Here is a 14,946-nt window from a genome sequence, read left to right on the forward strand (position 1 = left end):
CCAAGCATAAGCCTTTCTACAGATACCTTCGTACCACTTGCATGTGTTAAGCACGCCGCCAGCGTTCGTCCTGAGCCAGGATCAAACTCTCCATTAATTTTATGAGCCTTGCTCTCGTCATACGCTGTATTCTCTTTTCAAGGTGCATGTCGTCTCTCGACGACCAGGACACTATACCATCACCAGTGAGGTGCCGCAACCCCCCCTGAAGAGTCCTTCTTCCACATCCGTACCATGGGCCGCTTCAACAAGGTGTTATAATTCTGTGGACCGTCTCGATTGACATCGTTTGTAAGGGAGTGTGATCCATGTTTCGACGGGGAAAAAAATCACCTCGCCCCCGCTTCTCCAAGTGGTCTTTCCTGGGATTGTTTCTTTTTTTATTCATAGTGGTCGTTATCGCTCTCGGTTCCATCGCTACAGCCGTTATGGTCTCAAAGCTCGCTCGGGATCTTCCAACCGACGATGAGATCCTGACCTACCGGGCCAACGAAGCCAGCGTCGTCTACGACCGAAACGGAAAGCTGATCACCAAGCTGTACCTTGAGAATCGCCGTCCAGTAGAGCTCAAGGACATATCCCGATGGATGATTATGTCCACCCTGGCAGCGGAGGATTCGTCCTTTTACACTCACCACGGCGTTCGTCCCCTCGCTATCCTGCGGTCTCTCTTTACCGGCGCTGGAGGACACGGTGCCAGCACCATCACCCAACAACTGGCTCGAAACCTGTTTCTCTCAAGGGAACAAACTCTGCTGCGAAAGGGTAAGGAGGCTATCCTCGCTTTTCGTATCGAGCAGCTCTACAGCAAGGATAAGATCCTGGAGACGTACCTGAACGCTATCTACTTCGGTCACGGTGCCTGGGGGATCGGTGCCGCCGCTCAAGCGTATTTTCAAAAAACTCCTGCGGAGCTCTCTTTATCCGAGGCGTCCGTTTTGGCGGGGCTTGTCGCAGCACCTGAACGGTACTCACCCATCAGAAGCATGGCAAAGGCGAAGGCCCGCCAGGGCTATGTCCTTCAACGTCTGGCAACTCTCGGCTGGATCACGGACACACAGTTGAAAGAGGCCCAAAATAAAAAACTCTCTCTGAACACCACGACGGTGAAAAACGTTCTGAACGTGAACAGGGCTCCATATTTCGTGAGCCACATTCTCTTCAAACGCCTTCTGCCCCGATACGGTCGAGATCGGGTGTATTCGTCGGGACTCCGTATCTACACGACCTTGGATCTGAACCTTCAGGAGGCCGCCGAGCAGGCAATTCAAGAGCTTAAACCCGAAGGGGCTATCGTCGCATTGGACCCTGAGACCGGAGAAATTCTCGCTCTGGTCGGCGGAAAGGATTTTGACGTAAGCAAGTTTAACAGGGCAACGCAAGCCCACCGTCAACCGGGGTCGTCGTTCAAGCCCATCCTCTACACAGCGGCTCTGGAGTCGGGCTACATGCCGACGGATCACATCCTCGATAAACCTCTGACCTACGAGATAAAAAACAGTCCCACCCCGATCTGGTCTCCAGGGAACTACAGCGGGAAATACGTCGGCGAAGAGCCTTTGTTCATGGCTCTGACTCACTCCCACAACACGCCGGCGGTTCGACTGACCGAGTTGGTCGGCCCGGAAGGGGTGCTGAACATGGCCCGACGAATGGGCATCACGTCGCCTCATATCACCGCGACGCTGTCTATCGGACTGGGCGTCGCGAGCGTCACTCCTCTGGAGATGGCAACCGTCTATTCGGTTTTCGCGAACAACGGCCGAAGAGTGATACCGTTCTCCATTCGCAAGGTAGAGGAAAAATCAGGGAAGGTTCTCGAGAGCCACTCTCCACGGACCCAGCAGGCTATAGAGCCAGACATCGCTGTGGTCGTGAGGTCCATGCTGATAGACGTTGTTCGTGCGGGTACGGGGCGTCGAGCTGCTATGAAGGGATACGAGGTCTTCGGCAAGACGGGGACCACCAACGAGTACAGTGACGCCTGGTTCGCCGGAGGAATCCCCGGGCTGGTGGCGGTGGTATACGCCGGAAATGACGACCATAAACCCCTGGGGCGCTCCGCTACAGGCAGTCGAATCGCTCTGCCGATATGGAGTGCTTTTATGAAAAAGGCAATTGCCCTCAGGACGTATTCATCATCCTTTCAGATTCCTCAGGAAGTCGATCTCGTCTCGGTGCAGGTCTGTCGAAAGTCTGGCTTTCTCAAAACGGGGGGGTGTAGCTCAGCGGCGTTGTACCTTCCTAAGAACCGAGCACCGGCGACCACCTGTCCACTTCACGGTGGTTCAGCGACCCTGGCCATGGAGGATCCCAACTGCCCCAGACTCCTTCTCCTGCCACAGGACGAGCAGCTTGCCGCTGGACAGTTCACCCTGCCGGGAGTTCCTCCCGCTCAGCCGGACATCCCGGTAGCTCCGCCGATCACGGCACCACCAGTTAATCCGTACGCCCATGTGGAGGAGACTCCCGAGGTCATTGAGGAGCGATACCAACAGTTGTTGAAACAATACGGCCTGTCCGATTGACGAAGGAATGACACAATAAGATGAGGATCAGGAGGAGCCGCCCCGAGTCGGAACGGCTCCTTTCTTTCTTGATCTTATGTGGTTCTTCAGCGCCTCAGAAAAACCAGAAAACCCGCCTCTCGGCGGGTTTTCAAGTCGATACACAATATTTTTGCTTGATGGTGCGGAGGGGGAGACTCGAACTCCCACAGGCTATGCCCACAAGATCCTTAGTCTTGCGCGTCTACCAGTTCCGCCACCCCCGCATCAAGACAAGGGGTATTATACCGAGGCAATGATCACCAGTCAACCCCTTGAACGAGAGTGGATCAGCGACGGCGTTCCCTGATTCGGGCAGATTTGCCGCTTCTCTTTCTGAGGTAGTACAACTTGGCCCGGCGAACACGGCCATGACGGAGGACCTCAATTTTCTCCACGCTGGGACAGTGCAGAGGAAAGATTCGCTCCACACCGATACCACTGGAGACTTTACGAATTGTGAAGGTCTCGCTCAGGCCACCGTGTTTCCTGGCGATAACCACGCCCTCAAACATCTGGATACGCTCACGGGCACCCTCCCGAACTCGAACGTGGACCTTCACCGTGTCCCCAGAACGAAAAGCGGGGACGTCCTGTTTCATGTATTTCTGTTCTACTAAATTTACTCTGGGATCCATCATGATATACCCTCCCTGTCATGCAGGTTCTACGAATTTCATCGCCATCCAAAGAAGCGATCCAGTACGACCGAAACGGCGTTCTGTATCGGAAGAGCGGATCGATCACGATCATCTCCCGAGACAGGGCACATGGTCACATCACACGCATATTCTCCTCCGTCGCCAAAGGCAAAGACCGGCGGGCGACGGAGATGTAATACCTGTCTTTTTGCCTCGAGCCAGGAAATCCAACGGGATTCGTCCTGATCCTCGAGGCCAACGACAAACGGTCTCTGCCCCTCCCGGGAGGTTATCCACTGGGTCGCTCGATGAATCGACGGGAACAATTTGACGACGTCATCCATCCCGTTGGGACGAACGAGTGCTCGGAGCCGCTCCCTATCGTCCCGATCGGATACCGGCATCAGAAGCCGATCAACGCCGTATGCCCGACAGGCATCAACCACCACCGCAAGCTCACAGCCCCTGGGATTTTCCCTGGGATACCAGAGCACGTACGCTCCGGTATCCAGATATCGCATCAGGCTAGCTCGACTGAGCAGGTCGGGACGACGACTCAGGGTCCGCTCTACAGACCGGTGGCGTCGCCATTGTTCGATCGATCCGTCATCGCCCGAGAGAAGGACCGGCGGAACGTCCTGATCTCTCCACCTGGCCGGCCGGGTGAAATGAGGAGTGTCCAGCATCCCGTGATAAAAGGAATCCTCCACCACAGAGCGCTCCTTACCCACGACACCAGGGATAAGCCGAGAGACGGCGTCAATCACCACCATGGCCGGCAGCTCACCACCCGTCAGGACGTAGTCACCGATGGAAAGCTCCAGATCCACCCTCGAGTGGATCAATCGCTCGTCCACGCCCTCATAGTGCCCACAGATCATCACAAGATGCTCTCTCGTAGAGAGGGACTCGACGATCTCCTGGGTCATGGTGACACCCTGAGGACTGGGATACACTACGTACAGCCCTTCTCCCAGGTCATCCAGAGCTTTCGCCAGGGGCTCGGCCATGAGGACCATGCCACCGCCACCAAAGGCGTAGTCGTCGATCTTACGGTAGTCTCCCTCGCCGTAGTTCCGAAGGTCGATCACCGAGACCTGAAGCAGCTTATTTTTTACCGCCCGTCCCACGATGCTCGTATCAAGGAACGCCCGAAAGAAATCAGGAAAGGCGGTGATGACCGTTATCTTCATAGATCCATAAGTTCCCGAATCTGGCTGACCGTGATGGTTTTTTCGTTCAGGTCTACCGACGACACGTACCGACGAACCGCCGGGATACCGAAGTCCGCACCTTCGGGACGACGAACCATGTAGACATCGGAGGCACCTGTTGCCAAGACATCCACGAGCTCGCCCACGACCAGCCCAGTCTCCTCCTCGACCACCGAAAGCCCGACGAGATCGTCGATCCAATAATCACCCGGAGGCAGTTGAGGTCGATCAGCCTTGGAGACCTTGACGATCATGCCCCGAAGAGCCTGAGCCTGATCCCGATCGGAGATGTCGCCCGAAATTACGAGGACATCCCCCTTATCGGGCCGAAAACGAACCGATAAAACGGAAACCCGACGGCAGTAATCCCCCGAAGAGTCGTACAGATCAAGACTGTCCATCGTCTTGAATCGATCAGGAAAATCGGTAAGAGGAATAACTCGAAATGCCCCCCTCACCCCATGAGCAGAAGCTATCCGGCCTACATCCACCAGGCCGTCGAGATCCATGACTAGGCTCGATCCTCCCGAACGTCGACGACTACCCGATCTCCCGACTTGACAGCCGAGGCCCGAACGACCTGCCGGATAGCGTTGATGGTCGCTCCACGCCGTCCAATCATTCGTCCGATGTCTCCATCGGCGACGTCTATCAGGATCTTGACGATGCCCTCCTGGTCCTCGCTGGAGGAAATCTGAACGGCTTCCGGATCGTTCACCAGAGCCTTTGCGACGTATCGAACCAGCTCAACGTAATCAGCCACAGCTACTGGTCCTTGCCCTTACTCTCAACGAACCGCTCCCATACACCGTCTTTCTTGAGCAATCCTTTAGCCGTATCCGAGGGAAGAGCGCCCTGCATCAACCATTTCACCGTTTTGTCTCCGTCGATCTGCAACGCTTTAGACATTGGGTTGTAGGTCCCCAACTGCTCGATAAAACGGCCGTCCCTGGGAGAGCGGGAGTCGGCCACGACCAGACGATAGAAGGGAGCCTTTTTCCGCCCGTGACGAGCGAGACGAATGCGTACTGCCATGTTTCGAAACACCTCCTGAATATATGCATATCTTATACAACGCTCACAGCCGGACATCGCCGGCAGCTTGCCCTTTTTGAGTTCCGCCTCAAAGACACATCTCAACGGAACATGTTGCCGAGACCCTTGAACTTGGGCATCTGGAATTTCTTACGCCCTTTACCTTTTCCCATCCGTTTCCAGAGATCGTTCATCTGACTCTGCTGTTTCAATAGCTGGTTCACCATCTGAACGGTGGTACCAGATCCCTGGGCGATTCGTCGACGCCGGCTTCCCTTGATGACCGACGGATTGCGACGCTCCTCGGCAGTCATGGATTGGATAATCGCTTTCATACGAACCAGACGCCCCGTGTCCACCTGACCATCCTGGAGTTCCTTGACCTTATCGGCACCGGGGATCATCTCCATGACTTTCTCCAGAGGCCCCATGCGCTCAATTTGCTCAAACTGGGCCAGGAGATCGTTGAAATCAAGCCGGTTCTTTTTGAGAGATGAGGAAAGACGCTCTACGTCGGCCTCGCTTGTGGCCTGCTCTATTTTTTCGACGAGCCCGACCACGTCACCCATTCCCATGATGCGCTCGGCCATTCGCTTGGCGTCGAAGACCTCAAGTGCATCGATACCTTCCCCGACTCCCACGAACTTGATGGGGACACCTGTCGTCGCCAAAACGGCCAGGGCAGCCCCACCACGGGCATCGCCATCCACCTTGCTCAGGATAACCCCGGTAAGCCCAAGTCGCTCGTGGAAGGCCTGAGAGACCGAGACCGCCTCCTGACCGGTCATCGCATCGACGATCAGCAGTATCTCGTGAGGAGCCGTTCGCTCTTTTATCTGATCGAGTTCGGCCATGAGTTCCTGATCCAGGGCCAGCCGTCCGGCGGTGTCGAAGAGGATCACGTCCATGAGCCGCTCTCTGGCGAAGGTCTTGGCCTGATCGATCACGGAAAAGACGTCGGTCTCACCAGGTTCGGGACCGTAGAATCCCACTCCGGCAGAATCGGCCAGAACCCGAAGCTGGTCCACCGCCGCAGGCCGTCGAAGGTCGCAGGCCACGACCAGGGGCTTGTGGCTCCGGCTCAACCTTTTGGCGAGCTTGACCGTGCTGGTGGTTTTACCACCTCCCTGAAGCCCGACCATGAGGATGATCGTCGGCGGCTTGGGGGAGATAACGAGAGGCCGAGCCTCGGTACCCATGAGCTTCATGAGCTCCTCGTAGACCACGGCCACCACCTGCTGCCCCGGGGTGATGGAGTCCAGAACGGATCGATCCAACGCTTTGAGGCGGATTCGATCCACCAGGTCTTTGACGACCTTGTAGTTGACGTCGGCCTCCAGGAGAGCCCGACGAACCTCACGCAGAGCCTCCTGAACGTCGACTTCCGTCAGTTTTCCCTTGCCTTTCAGGTTGTTGAATACACTGTCAAGCCTTTTTTTCAGAGCGTCGAACACGACACATCACTCCCTTCGTCAGCGGGATCGTCCTCGGAGAGAAGAGCAAGAACCGCCTGACGAACGATCGCAGGTATGCGATCAGCTTCTCTCTCGATTACCCCAATGGCCCTATGAATCCGCCCTTCCATCTCGTCCAGTCGACGAGCGAACCCCAAAGAGCTCTCCAGCTCCTCCAGTCGATCTCGAGCTCGTCGAAGCTGATCCGAGACCCCCTGACGGCTTATGTCCAGCTCCTGGGCGATCTCGAAGAGGGACAGGTCCTCAAGATCGTGCATCTCATAGACCAGCCGTTGTTTCTCGGTGAGAACGGGACCGTAGAGATCGTATAACCTGGTGAGCTCCAGCCGTCGTTCCAGGGAATCTGAGGTCACGCTCGGTCCCTCCTTTGCAAGACGACATAGTATAGACCGCACGACAGATGGTGTCAAGAGAAAAACCTTGACACAGATCACTATGGCGTACATACTGTCCATCAGCCATGATACAAAAGGAGCGTGATGCCTCATGGGATATGGTCCGGAGTTTGTCTCGGCTCTGGCCGATGACCTGTTCGCCAGACTGGCCGGTGCGTCCGTGTCAAAGGTGGAGGGAGGCGCTGATTGGGTCGTCTGCCACACAAGACAAGGAGATCTCTTTCTCTCGTGGAGTGCCGACTCCTTTGGCGCGACGGTGCTCCACCCATCGGAGAAAACGATTCCCAGGATTCTGGGAGCTACCAGGGGTGGCATCGCTCTGGCGCTGGCAAAACACCTGAACGGAGCAAGCATTCAGGAGATTCGTCAGGAACGGAACGACCGTGTGCTGAGTTTTCGGTTTCGGCGATTCGTCGGGGCCGGGGTTCAATCGGAACACACGCTGATCCTCGAGCTCACGGGACGCCTGAGCAACGCCGTTCTGATTGATGAAGAGGGGATCATCGTCGAACCAGCCCGTCACGTCCACCCCGACGTGAACCGATACAGGACGATCCTTCCAGGCCTGGCATACACGGGACCGCCCCCCCTGGACGGCCACCCCTGGGACGAGATCTCCCCCGACACGGTGAGAAAGTACCTCAGTCGTCCGTTGGGAATCGGCCGCCCACTGAGAGCACACCTCATGGCGTTGTTGGACGAGGCGATCCTGGACGAAGCAGCGATTATTCGTGGGCTCTCGGCTATTCGAGATGGGCACTCTCTCACAGTGTACGGTCTGGACGGGTACCTGACGGTCTGGCCAGAAGATCTGCCCAAAGGCACTCCCCTTGCGGGAACCCCTCTGGATGGGGGGAGAACCCAGAGCCTGGATCGGAAGCTGGCTCGGATCCGGGACGAGCTCGTCTCGTCGGGGCAAAAGGCGCTGCGCAGAAGCCTCAAGGGCATCGATCGCCACAGAGACGGATTGCTCCGTCAGCTGGCCATGATCGACGAGGCCGAAGCCCTCAAGCGTAAGGGGCAAGCTATCCTGGCCAACGTCCACGCCATCGCTCCTCGATCAACCGAGGCTCGGCTTCCTTTCTGGGACGAAGAAGGGAAGGAAGTCGCCGTTCAGGTTCACCTGAATCCCGACCTGAATCCAGCGGGTAACGCTGAGAGATATTTCAAGAAGTACAGAAAATACAGCGCCGACGAGTTCCAGGTCCGACGTAACCTCACTCGGGTTCAGGAGCGACGGGACGAGCTGGAGACACAGAGGGATAATCTGGAACGGATTCAGGATCTGACCGTGCTTCGCAAACTCGTTCGAGAGCTCTCCGGCGCTTCGGACCGTGAGCGTCCCAAGGCCAAGGGGAAAAGGCAGGAAGACGAGCCACCCCACGTTCGGTATGACGTGGACAGATCGGTCATCCTGGTGGGGCTCAACGAACGAGGAAACCGTCACGTGACGTTTCGACTCGCCGGACCGGACGATCTGTGGTTCCATGTCCACGAACTGCCGGGCTCCCACGTGATCCTGAAGCCAGAACCGGGTCGAAAGCCCGAGCCCTGGCTGATCGATACGTGCGCCTCCCTGGCTCTCTATTACTCCAAGGGTGCGTCTCTGCCCCGATGTTCGGTGGACTACACGACGCGAAAACACGTCCGGCACATACCCGGTGCCGGACCAGCTCAGGTTACCTATAAAAACAGCCTGTCTCGAACCGTTACCCCCGATCTCTGGCGAGAAGGGATCGAAGGACCTCACGAAGTTTCTCGGGAAGACGACTCCGAAAGCTCATGATCTCCCCTGTCTCGGGATGAGGGAGCGACAGCTTCCACGCATGAAGGAAAATTCGATCACCTAAAAGCCGCTCTGGCCCCCCCGAGACGACTTTTCGAAACCCGTAGAGCCGATCACCCACCAAGGGTGCTCCCAGATGCCGGAGGTGAACCCGGATCTGATGAGTTCGGCCCGTATGAAGTCCGCAGGCCACAAAGGAATATTCGCCCCGAGTCCACAGAGGGGTCACGTCCGTGACGGCGGGACGACCGAGATCGCTCACCGCCATGCGATACCGGTTTTTTTCGTCTCTTCCGATGGGCTCATCGACTCGCAAGGGTGCTTTGATGGGACGTCCACGAGCCAGCGCCAGGTAGGTTTTCCCTACCAGTCGATTCCTGAAAGCTTCCTGAAGAACCGTCAAAGCGGAGGCCGTCCGCGCGACCACCAACAGCCCAGAGGTCGTTCCGTCCAGCCTGTGGACGATCCCGGGACGCATGACGTCGTTGATAGTCCCGATATCGGGAAAACGGTGGAGGAGGCCGTGGACCAAGGTTCCTCGCCAGTGGCCCGGAGCGGGATGGACCACCACCCCAGCGGGTTTGTCCACAACCACCATACAGGAATCCTCGTAGACCACCGAGAAAGGCACGGGCTCAGGGACGATGTCGAGCCATCGAGGCGGCGGGATTTGGAGAAAGCAGATCTCCCCTCCTTGAAGGAGCCGTGAGCCCTTGACCGAACCGGGACCGTCGAATTGGAGATTCCCCTCCCGAATCAGCCGCTGCACGAAGGATCGAGAGAGGCCCAGGCGATCAGCCAGATAGCGATCCAACCGACGTCCTCGGGCCTCCAACTCAACCAGCAACCGCTCCTGGCGACCGAGAGCCTGCCCTTCGGGCAGGCTCTCGGCATCGCAGGACTCTACAGGAGAACTCAGGCGTTCATCACGGTCTGACATCGAGGACACAGACCTTCCTCGTTCCGATTCTGACTGTACTTCCAACATCGAGGACACTTCTCCCCCGCAACGGGATCAACCCGAAGACTGTAGCCCGTCTCATCGTCCTGGACAAACCCCTCATCGCTCTGATCGACCCACTGGAAGGAGGAGACGATGGTGACAGTCTCCCATTCCTCGATGCTCAGGGCATCGGCCAGACCGTCATCAGGCCGCAGGACGGAGAGAGCAGCCTCAAGGGATTGCCCAAGCTCTCCCCTGTTTCTTGAGGCCTCGAGGAGCCGGCTGACCGCCCCCTTGAGAGCGACGATCCGATCCCACCGAGCCTCAAGTTCATCGTTCAACTCCGCCTCTATAACCTGAGGCCAATCACAGAGGAAGACGCTCTGCTCAAGGGAATCGTCCATCTCACGAAGATATTGCCAAATCTCCTCTGCCGTGAAACTCAACACCGGAGCCAGCATGGTCGTCAGGGTGGTAGCCAAGCGCCACAAAACGGTCTGGATCGCCCGCCGTCCCGGAGCGTCAGGGTCATCGGCATACAGAGAATCTTTAGCAGCGTCCAGATAGAGGGAACTCAGTTCGTTGACGCAGAACTGATGGATGGACACCGATGGGATGTGGAACTCGTAGGATTCATACCCCCTGGTGACCTTTTGAACCAGACGGTTGAGCCTGGAGAGTACCCACCGGTCAAAGGACGAGAGCTTGTCGTAAGAGACCGAATGACGCCGAGGATCGAAGTCGCTCAGGTTTCCAAGGAGAAACCGGGCCGTGTTGCGAATCCGTCGGTATTCCTCGCTCAGATTTTTTATGATGGTATTCGAGATCCGAATATCGTTTTTGTAGTCGGTGGAGGCCACCCAAAGCCGAAGGATATCCGCCCCGCTGGTGTCGATGATCTTCTGAGGCGCCATGACGTTCCCCAGGGACTTCGACATTTTCCGTCCCTCACCGTCCACGATAAACCCGTGGGTCAGAACCGACCGATAGGGAGCCTCTCCCCGAACGGCCACAGAGGTGAGGAGAGATGTCTGGAACCAGCCTCGATGCTGGTCGCTTCCCTCAAGGTACAGGTCCGCCGGCCAGCGGAGTTCCGGACGGGTTTCCAACACGGAAAAGTGGCTCACCCCCGAGTCGAACCATACGTCCAAGATATCCTTTTCCTTCCTGAGCTTCCGGGACCCACATGAGGGGCAGCACGCCAGGTCACCGATAAGCTCCTCTGGGGATGCCTGCCACCAGATATCGCATCCGTGCTCCCGGACTTTCTCCTGAACACGACGGATAGACCGAGCTTCCAGGAGCATCTCTCCACACCCGTCACAGTAGAACGCGGGGATGGGTACGCCCCATATTCTCTGGCGGCTGATGCACCAGTCCGACCGATCCCGAACCATGTTGTAGATTCGACCCCGCCCCCAGCCAGGGATCCACTGAACCTGGTCGATGACCTCAAGGGCCTGCTCTCGAAATTGGGCCACGTTGACGAACCACTGCTCGGTAGCCCGAAAGATAACCGGATCCTTGCAGCGCCAGCAATGGGGATAGGAGTGAACGATGGGCAATTGAGCCAGAAGCCGGCCATTATCGGTGAGGGTCTGGATGACCAGCTTCGCCCCGTCGTCCAGGGTCATGCCACCAACCATGGGGGTCTCGGGGTAGAATCGCCCTGTGGGATCCACCGGGTTATAGATATCGATACCGTATCGAACGCCCGTCTCGTAGTCCTCAACCCCGTGGCCCGGAGCGGTATGGACACACCCCGTCCCCGAGTCCATGGCCACGTAGTCCGCCAGGACCAGCGGAGTGATACGATCACTGTAAAAGGGATGAACGGCGACGGCACCCTCAAGCTCAGCACCCTTAACCGAGGCCAGAGGTGAACCGAAGGTCAGCCCCGTGGCCTGAGCGACCTCATCAAGCAAGGGACCGGCAACTAAATAGACCTTCTCACCCGCTGGGACGAAAACGTACTCTGACACCGGATGGAGCGCCACAGCCATGCTGGCAGGCATCGTCCACGGCGTTGTCGTCCAGACGATGACGCTCACGTCCTTGTCCTTCAGGACATCTATGGTCTCGCCTACCTCCGGCATGGAATAGGCCACATAAATTGAGGGTGAGGTCTCGTCACCATACTCGATCTCGGCAGCGGCCAGGGCGGTCTGACAGTCGGTACACCAGTAGACAGGCTTCTGTCCTTTGTAGACCAGGCCCTTCTCCACCATCTCGGCGAACGCCCCTAATTGAGCCGCCTCGTATTCGGGGCGAAGGGTTATATACGGGTTCTCCCAGTCACCAACGCCACCCAGACGACGGAATTCTGTACGCTGAACGTCCAGGAAGGAAAGAGCATACTGGGCACAGCGCCGACGAAGCTCGACCGGTTCCATCGACTCCACGTCCAGGTTTTGGTCTTTCAGCACCTTGAGCTCGATGGGCAGACCGTGTGTGTCCCAGCCCGGCACGTACGGACACCGATACCCCCTCATGGACTTGTATTTGGGGATGAAGTCTTTGAGGATTTTGTTGAACGCCGTTCCTATGTGGATGTTTCCGTTGGCGTAGGGCGGCCCGTCATGAAGGATAAACGATTCGTGTCCCTCGTTTTTCTTCAACATCAGGTCATGAAGCCCTATTCGATTCCAGAACTCGATGAACTGGGGCTCCTTTTTCGCCAGTCCGGCCCTCATGGGGAACTCGGTCTTGGGAAGGCACAGGGTTTCCTTAAAATCTCTGGTCATAGACAGGTCACCTCTCAATACGGAAATGCCGCCCCGGAGGAGGCGGCGCAGGAAAACGACGAAATTGTACCACGAATTTCCCCGATGCGGGAGAGCATCTCATCCTCTCACATCAATCGAAACGTCTCAACACCTCCATAAAGGAGGAGCCGTACAGTTCTAATTTTCTGACGCCGACGCCCTGAATGGTCTCCAGTTCCTCCAGAGTTCGAGGACGGAGATCTCTCATCTGCCTCAGCGTGACGTCGTGAAAAATCACGTAGGCAGGCACGCCCTGTTTTTTGGCCAGTTCGAGCCGCTTGGCCCTGAGGGCCTCCCATAGGGCGTCGTCCTCTCTATCTCCCGGAGAGGCCTTGGCAGCCCGAGACGGTCTCGGTATCTTTTTTTTCGGTTCCTCTCGAAAAGAGACGGACCGTTCGCCCCTCAGGACGGGCCAGCTGTCCTGGGTCAGGCTGAAACCACCGTGCCCCTGAGGATCCAGACAAAGCATCCCTCCGGCCAAAAGCTGACGGTAGACGGACCTCCACTGCGACTGACCGAGCTCCGTACCGATGCCGAAGGTCGAGATCCGATGATGCCCAACAGAGAGGACCTTATCGGTCTCTCGTCCCAGAAGGACGTCGATGAGATGTCCAGCCCCGTAGATCTGTCCCGTTCTGTAAACGCAGGAAAGAGCTTTTTGAGCCTGGATGGTTCCCTCCCAGGTCGTCGGAGGATTCAGACAGGTGTCGCAGTTATCACAGGGGATCGTGCATTGGTCTCCAAAAAAGGAGAGGAGGGCGTGACGCCGACATCCGGTCGTCTCGCAGTAGCCCAGCATGACCTCCAGATTCTGACGGGCAATCCGCTTGAACCGCTCGTCTCCCTCAGACATCTCCAGAAGTCTGAGCTGTCCCGAAACATCAGCCATACCGTAGGTCATCCAGGCATCGGCCAGCTGACCATCTCTGCCGGCTCGTCCCGTCTCCTGGTAGTACGCCGCCAGGCTTTTGGGCATGTCGAGATGGGCCACAAATCTAACATCCGGTTTGTCGATGCCCATTCCAAAGGCGATGGTCGCGACAACGACGACCCCGTCCTCTTCCTGGAAACGGCGTTGCGTTGACCGGCGTTCTTCGGCGTCCATGCCGCCGTGATACGACAGGGCGTTGATTCCGTGTTCTCCAAGCCACGCGGCGATGGTCTCGGTTTTTTTTCTGGTCATGCAGTAGACGATACCAGCGTGGTTTTGGTGGTTGTCTTTGATGAAGTTCAGGAGCTGTCGTTTGGGGTTGTCCTTCATGACGACCTGATAGCGGATGTTGGGGCGGTCGAACCCCGAGACGAAAAGGCGTCCGTCGGCAAGGTCAAGCCGTTGGGCGATTTCCCGCCTCGTCATCTCGTCGGCTGTGGCTGTGACGGCGATGCGGGGTACGGAGGGGAAGAGCTGGCCAAGTTCGCCCAGTCGAAGATATTCGGGGCGAAAGTCGTGTCCCCATTGCGAGACGCAATGAGCCTCGTCGATGGCGATGACGGAGAGCTGAAGTTTGGAGAGAAAATCCAGAAAGCCGGGGTTCATGGCCCGTTCCGGCGCGACGTACAGCAGGTCGAGTTCGTCCCGAAAGGCGGCGCGGGAGACCTGAATAAATTCGTCGTATTCGAGGGTCGAGTTCATGAACGCCGCCCGTATACCGTTTTGCCGCAAGGCACCGACCTGATCTTCCATGAGGGCGATAAGGGGCGAGATGACGACGCCAAGCCCGGGACGGAGCATTGCCGGGATCTGATAACACAGGGATTTGCCGCCTCCTGTGGGCATGAGCACGAGGCAGTTGCCCCCGGACATGACGTGATCGATCACGTCACTCTGTTCCAGACGAAAGTCGTCGTATCCAAAGACTCGGCGAAGGAGTTGCCGGGGAGTGTCTTCCACTACAAGACCGCCTCTCATATAATCTCACATAAAGAAAGCGAGACCCTCACGGATCTCGCTTGATGACGATGGCGCGCCGGGCAGGATTCGAACCCACGACCTTCTGGTCCGTAGCCAGACGCTCTATCCAGCTGAGCTACCGGCGCACATAAATTATACTGGCGGAGAGAGAGGGATTCGAACCCTCGGACCCGATACGGATCACGCACTTAGCAGGCGCGCGCCTTCGACCACTCGGCCATCTCTCCACGCAAC

Annotated in this window: 12 protein-coding genes, 3 tRNA genes and 1 other annotated feature; of the genes, 2 read left to right on the forward strand and 13 right to left on the reverse strand. The window is 57.3% G+C overall.

The window, feature by feature from the left end; all coding sequences use genetic code 11:
- Positions 1 to 8 precede the first annotated feature (8 nt).
- Positions 9 to 100: a sequence feature (possible 16S ribosomal RNA but 16S or 23S rRNA prediction is too short), on the reverse strand.
- 208 nt (positions 101 to 308) lie between these two features.
- Positions 309 to 2,528, forward strand: coding sequence for a penicillin-binding protein (locus tag CSA35_08495; GenBank protein ID PIE53923.1), 2,220 nt, complete (start codon positions 309 to 311; stop codon positions 2,526 to 2,528).
- 159 nt (positions 2,529 to 2,687) lie between these two features.
- On the opposite strand, the gene CSA35_08500 is transcribed toward CSA35_08495, so the two are convergent.
- The 8 genes from CSA35_08500 to CSA35_08535 form a co-directional block, all read right to left on the reverse strand.
- Positions 2,688 to 2,773, reverse strand: a tRNA-Leu gene (locus tag CSA35_08500).
- Between the two features lie 63 nt (positions 2,774 to 2,836).
- Complete coding sequence (locus CSA35_08505; protein ID PIE53962.1) at positions 2,837 to 3,184, reverse strand: 50S ribosomal protein L19; 348 nt, start codon at positions 3,182 to 3,184, stop codon at positions 2,837 to 2,839.
- 38 nt (positions 3,185 to 3,222) lie between these two features.
- On the reverse strand, positions 3,223 to 4,380 hold the full coding sequence (locus tag CSA35_08510) for a tRNA (guanosine(37)-N1)-methyltransferase TrmD (GenBank protein PIE53924.1): 1,158 nt from the start codon (positions 4,378 to 4,380) through the stop codon (positions 3,223 to 3,225).
- The gene (gene rimM, locus CSA35_08515) at positions 4,377 to 4,910 is read right to left on the reverse strand and encodes a 16S rRNA processing protein RimM (GenBank protein PIE53925.1); all 534 of its coding nucleotides are present in this window, start codon (positions 4,908 to 4,910) and stop codon (positions 4,377 to 4,379) included. The genes CSA35_08510 and rimM overlap by 4 nt, the downstream gene beginning before the upstream one ends.
- Before the next feature lie 2 nt (positions 4,911 to 4,912).
- Positions 4,913 to 5,164, reverse strand: coding sequence for an RNA-binding protein (locus CSA35_08520; GenBank protein ID PIE53926.1), 252 nt, complete (start codon positions 5,162 to 5,164; stop codon positions 4,913 to 4,915).
- 2 nt (positions 5,165 to 5,166) lie between these two features.
- The gene (locus CSA35_08525) at positions 5,167 to 5,436 is read right to left on the reverse strand and encodes a 30S ribosomal protein S16 (GenBank protein PIE53927.1); all 270 of its coding nucleotides are present in this window, start codon (positions 5,434 to 5,436) and stop codon (positions 5,167 to 5,169) included.
- Between the two features lie 101 nt (positions 5,437 to 5,537).
- On the reverse strand, positions 5,538 to 6,890 hold the full coding sequence (locus CSA35_08530; GenBank protein ID PIE53928.1) for a signal recognition particle protein: 1,353 nt from the start codon (positions 6,888 to 6,890) through the stop codon (positions 5,538 to 5,540).
- Positions 6,875 to 7,357, reverse strand: coding sequence for a DNA-binding protein (locus CSA35_08535; protein PIE53963.1), 483 nt, complete (start codon positions 7,355 to 7,357; stop codon positions 6,875 to 6,877). The genes CSA35_08530 and CSA35_08535 overlap by 16 nt, the downstream gene beginning before the upstream one ends.
- Positions 7,358 to 7,397: 40 nt before the next feature.
- Here CSA35_08535 and CSA35_08540 point away from each other — a divergent pair, with 40 nt between their 5' ends.
- Positions 7,398 to 9,092 carry a hypothetical protein gene (locus tag CSA35_08540; GenBank protein ID PIE53929.1) on the forward strand — a complete coding sequence of 565 codons (1,695 nt, stop codon included), beginning with the start codon at positions 7,398 to 7,400 and terminating at the stop codon, positions 9,090 to 9,092.
- Here CSA35_08540 and CSA35_08545 read toward each other — a convergent pair.
- The 5 genes from CSA35_08545 to CSA35_08565 form a co-directional block, all read right to left on the reverse strand.
- The gene (locus tag CSA35_08545) at positions 9,016 to 10,032 is read right to left on the reverse strand and encodes a pseudouridine synthase (GenBank protein PIE53964.1); all 1,017 of its coding nucleotides are present in this window, start codon (positions 10,030 to 10,032) and stop codon (positions 9,016 to 9,018) included. The genes CSA35_08540 and CSA35_08545 overlap by 77 nt on opposite strands.
- Positions 10,008 to 12,779: an isoleucine--tRNA ligase gene (locus CSA35_08550; protein PIE53930.1), complete on the reverse strand. Its 2,772-nt coding sequence runs from the start codon at positions 12,777 to 12,779 to the stop codon at positions 10,008 to 10,010. Before CSA35_08550 ends, CSA35_08545 begins: the two co-directional genes overlap by 25 nt.
- A gap of 112 nt (positions 12,780 to 12,891) precedes the next feature.
- On the reverse strand, positions 12,892 to 14,691 hold the full coding sequence (gene recQ / locus CSA35_08555; protein ID PIE53931.1) for a DNA helicase RecQ: 1,800 nt from the start codon (positions 14,689 to 14,691) through the stop codon (positions 12,892 to 12,894).
- Positions 14,692 to 14,760: 69 nt separating this feature from the next.
- Positions 14,761 to 14,837 (reverse strand) — tRNA-Arg (locus tag CSA35_08560).
- A 13-nt stretch (positions 14,838 to 14,850) separates the two neighbouring features.
- Positions 14,851 to 14,939: transfer RNA gene (locus CSA35_08565), tRNA-Ser, on the reverse strand.
- Positions 14,940 to 14,946 lie beyond the last annotated feature (7 nt).

It is taken from the genome of Dethiosulfovibrio peptidovorans (assembly GCA_002748665.1).
Classification (GTDB): Bacteria; Synergistota; Synergistia; order Synergistales; family Dethiosulfovibrionaceae; genus Dethiosulfovibrio; species Dethiosulfovibrio peptidovorans_A.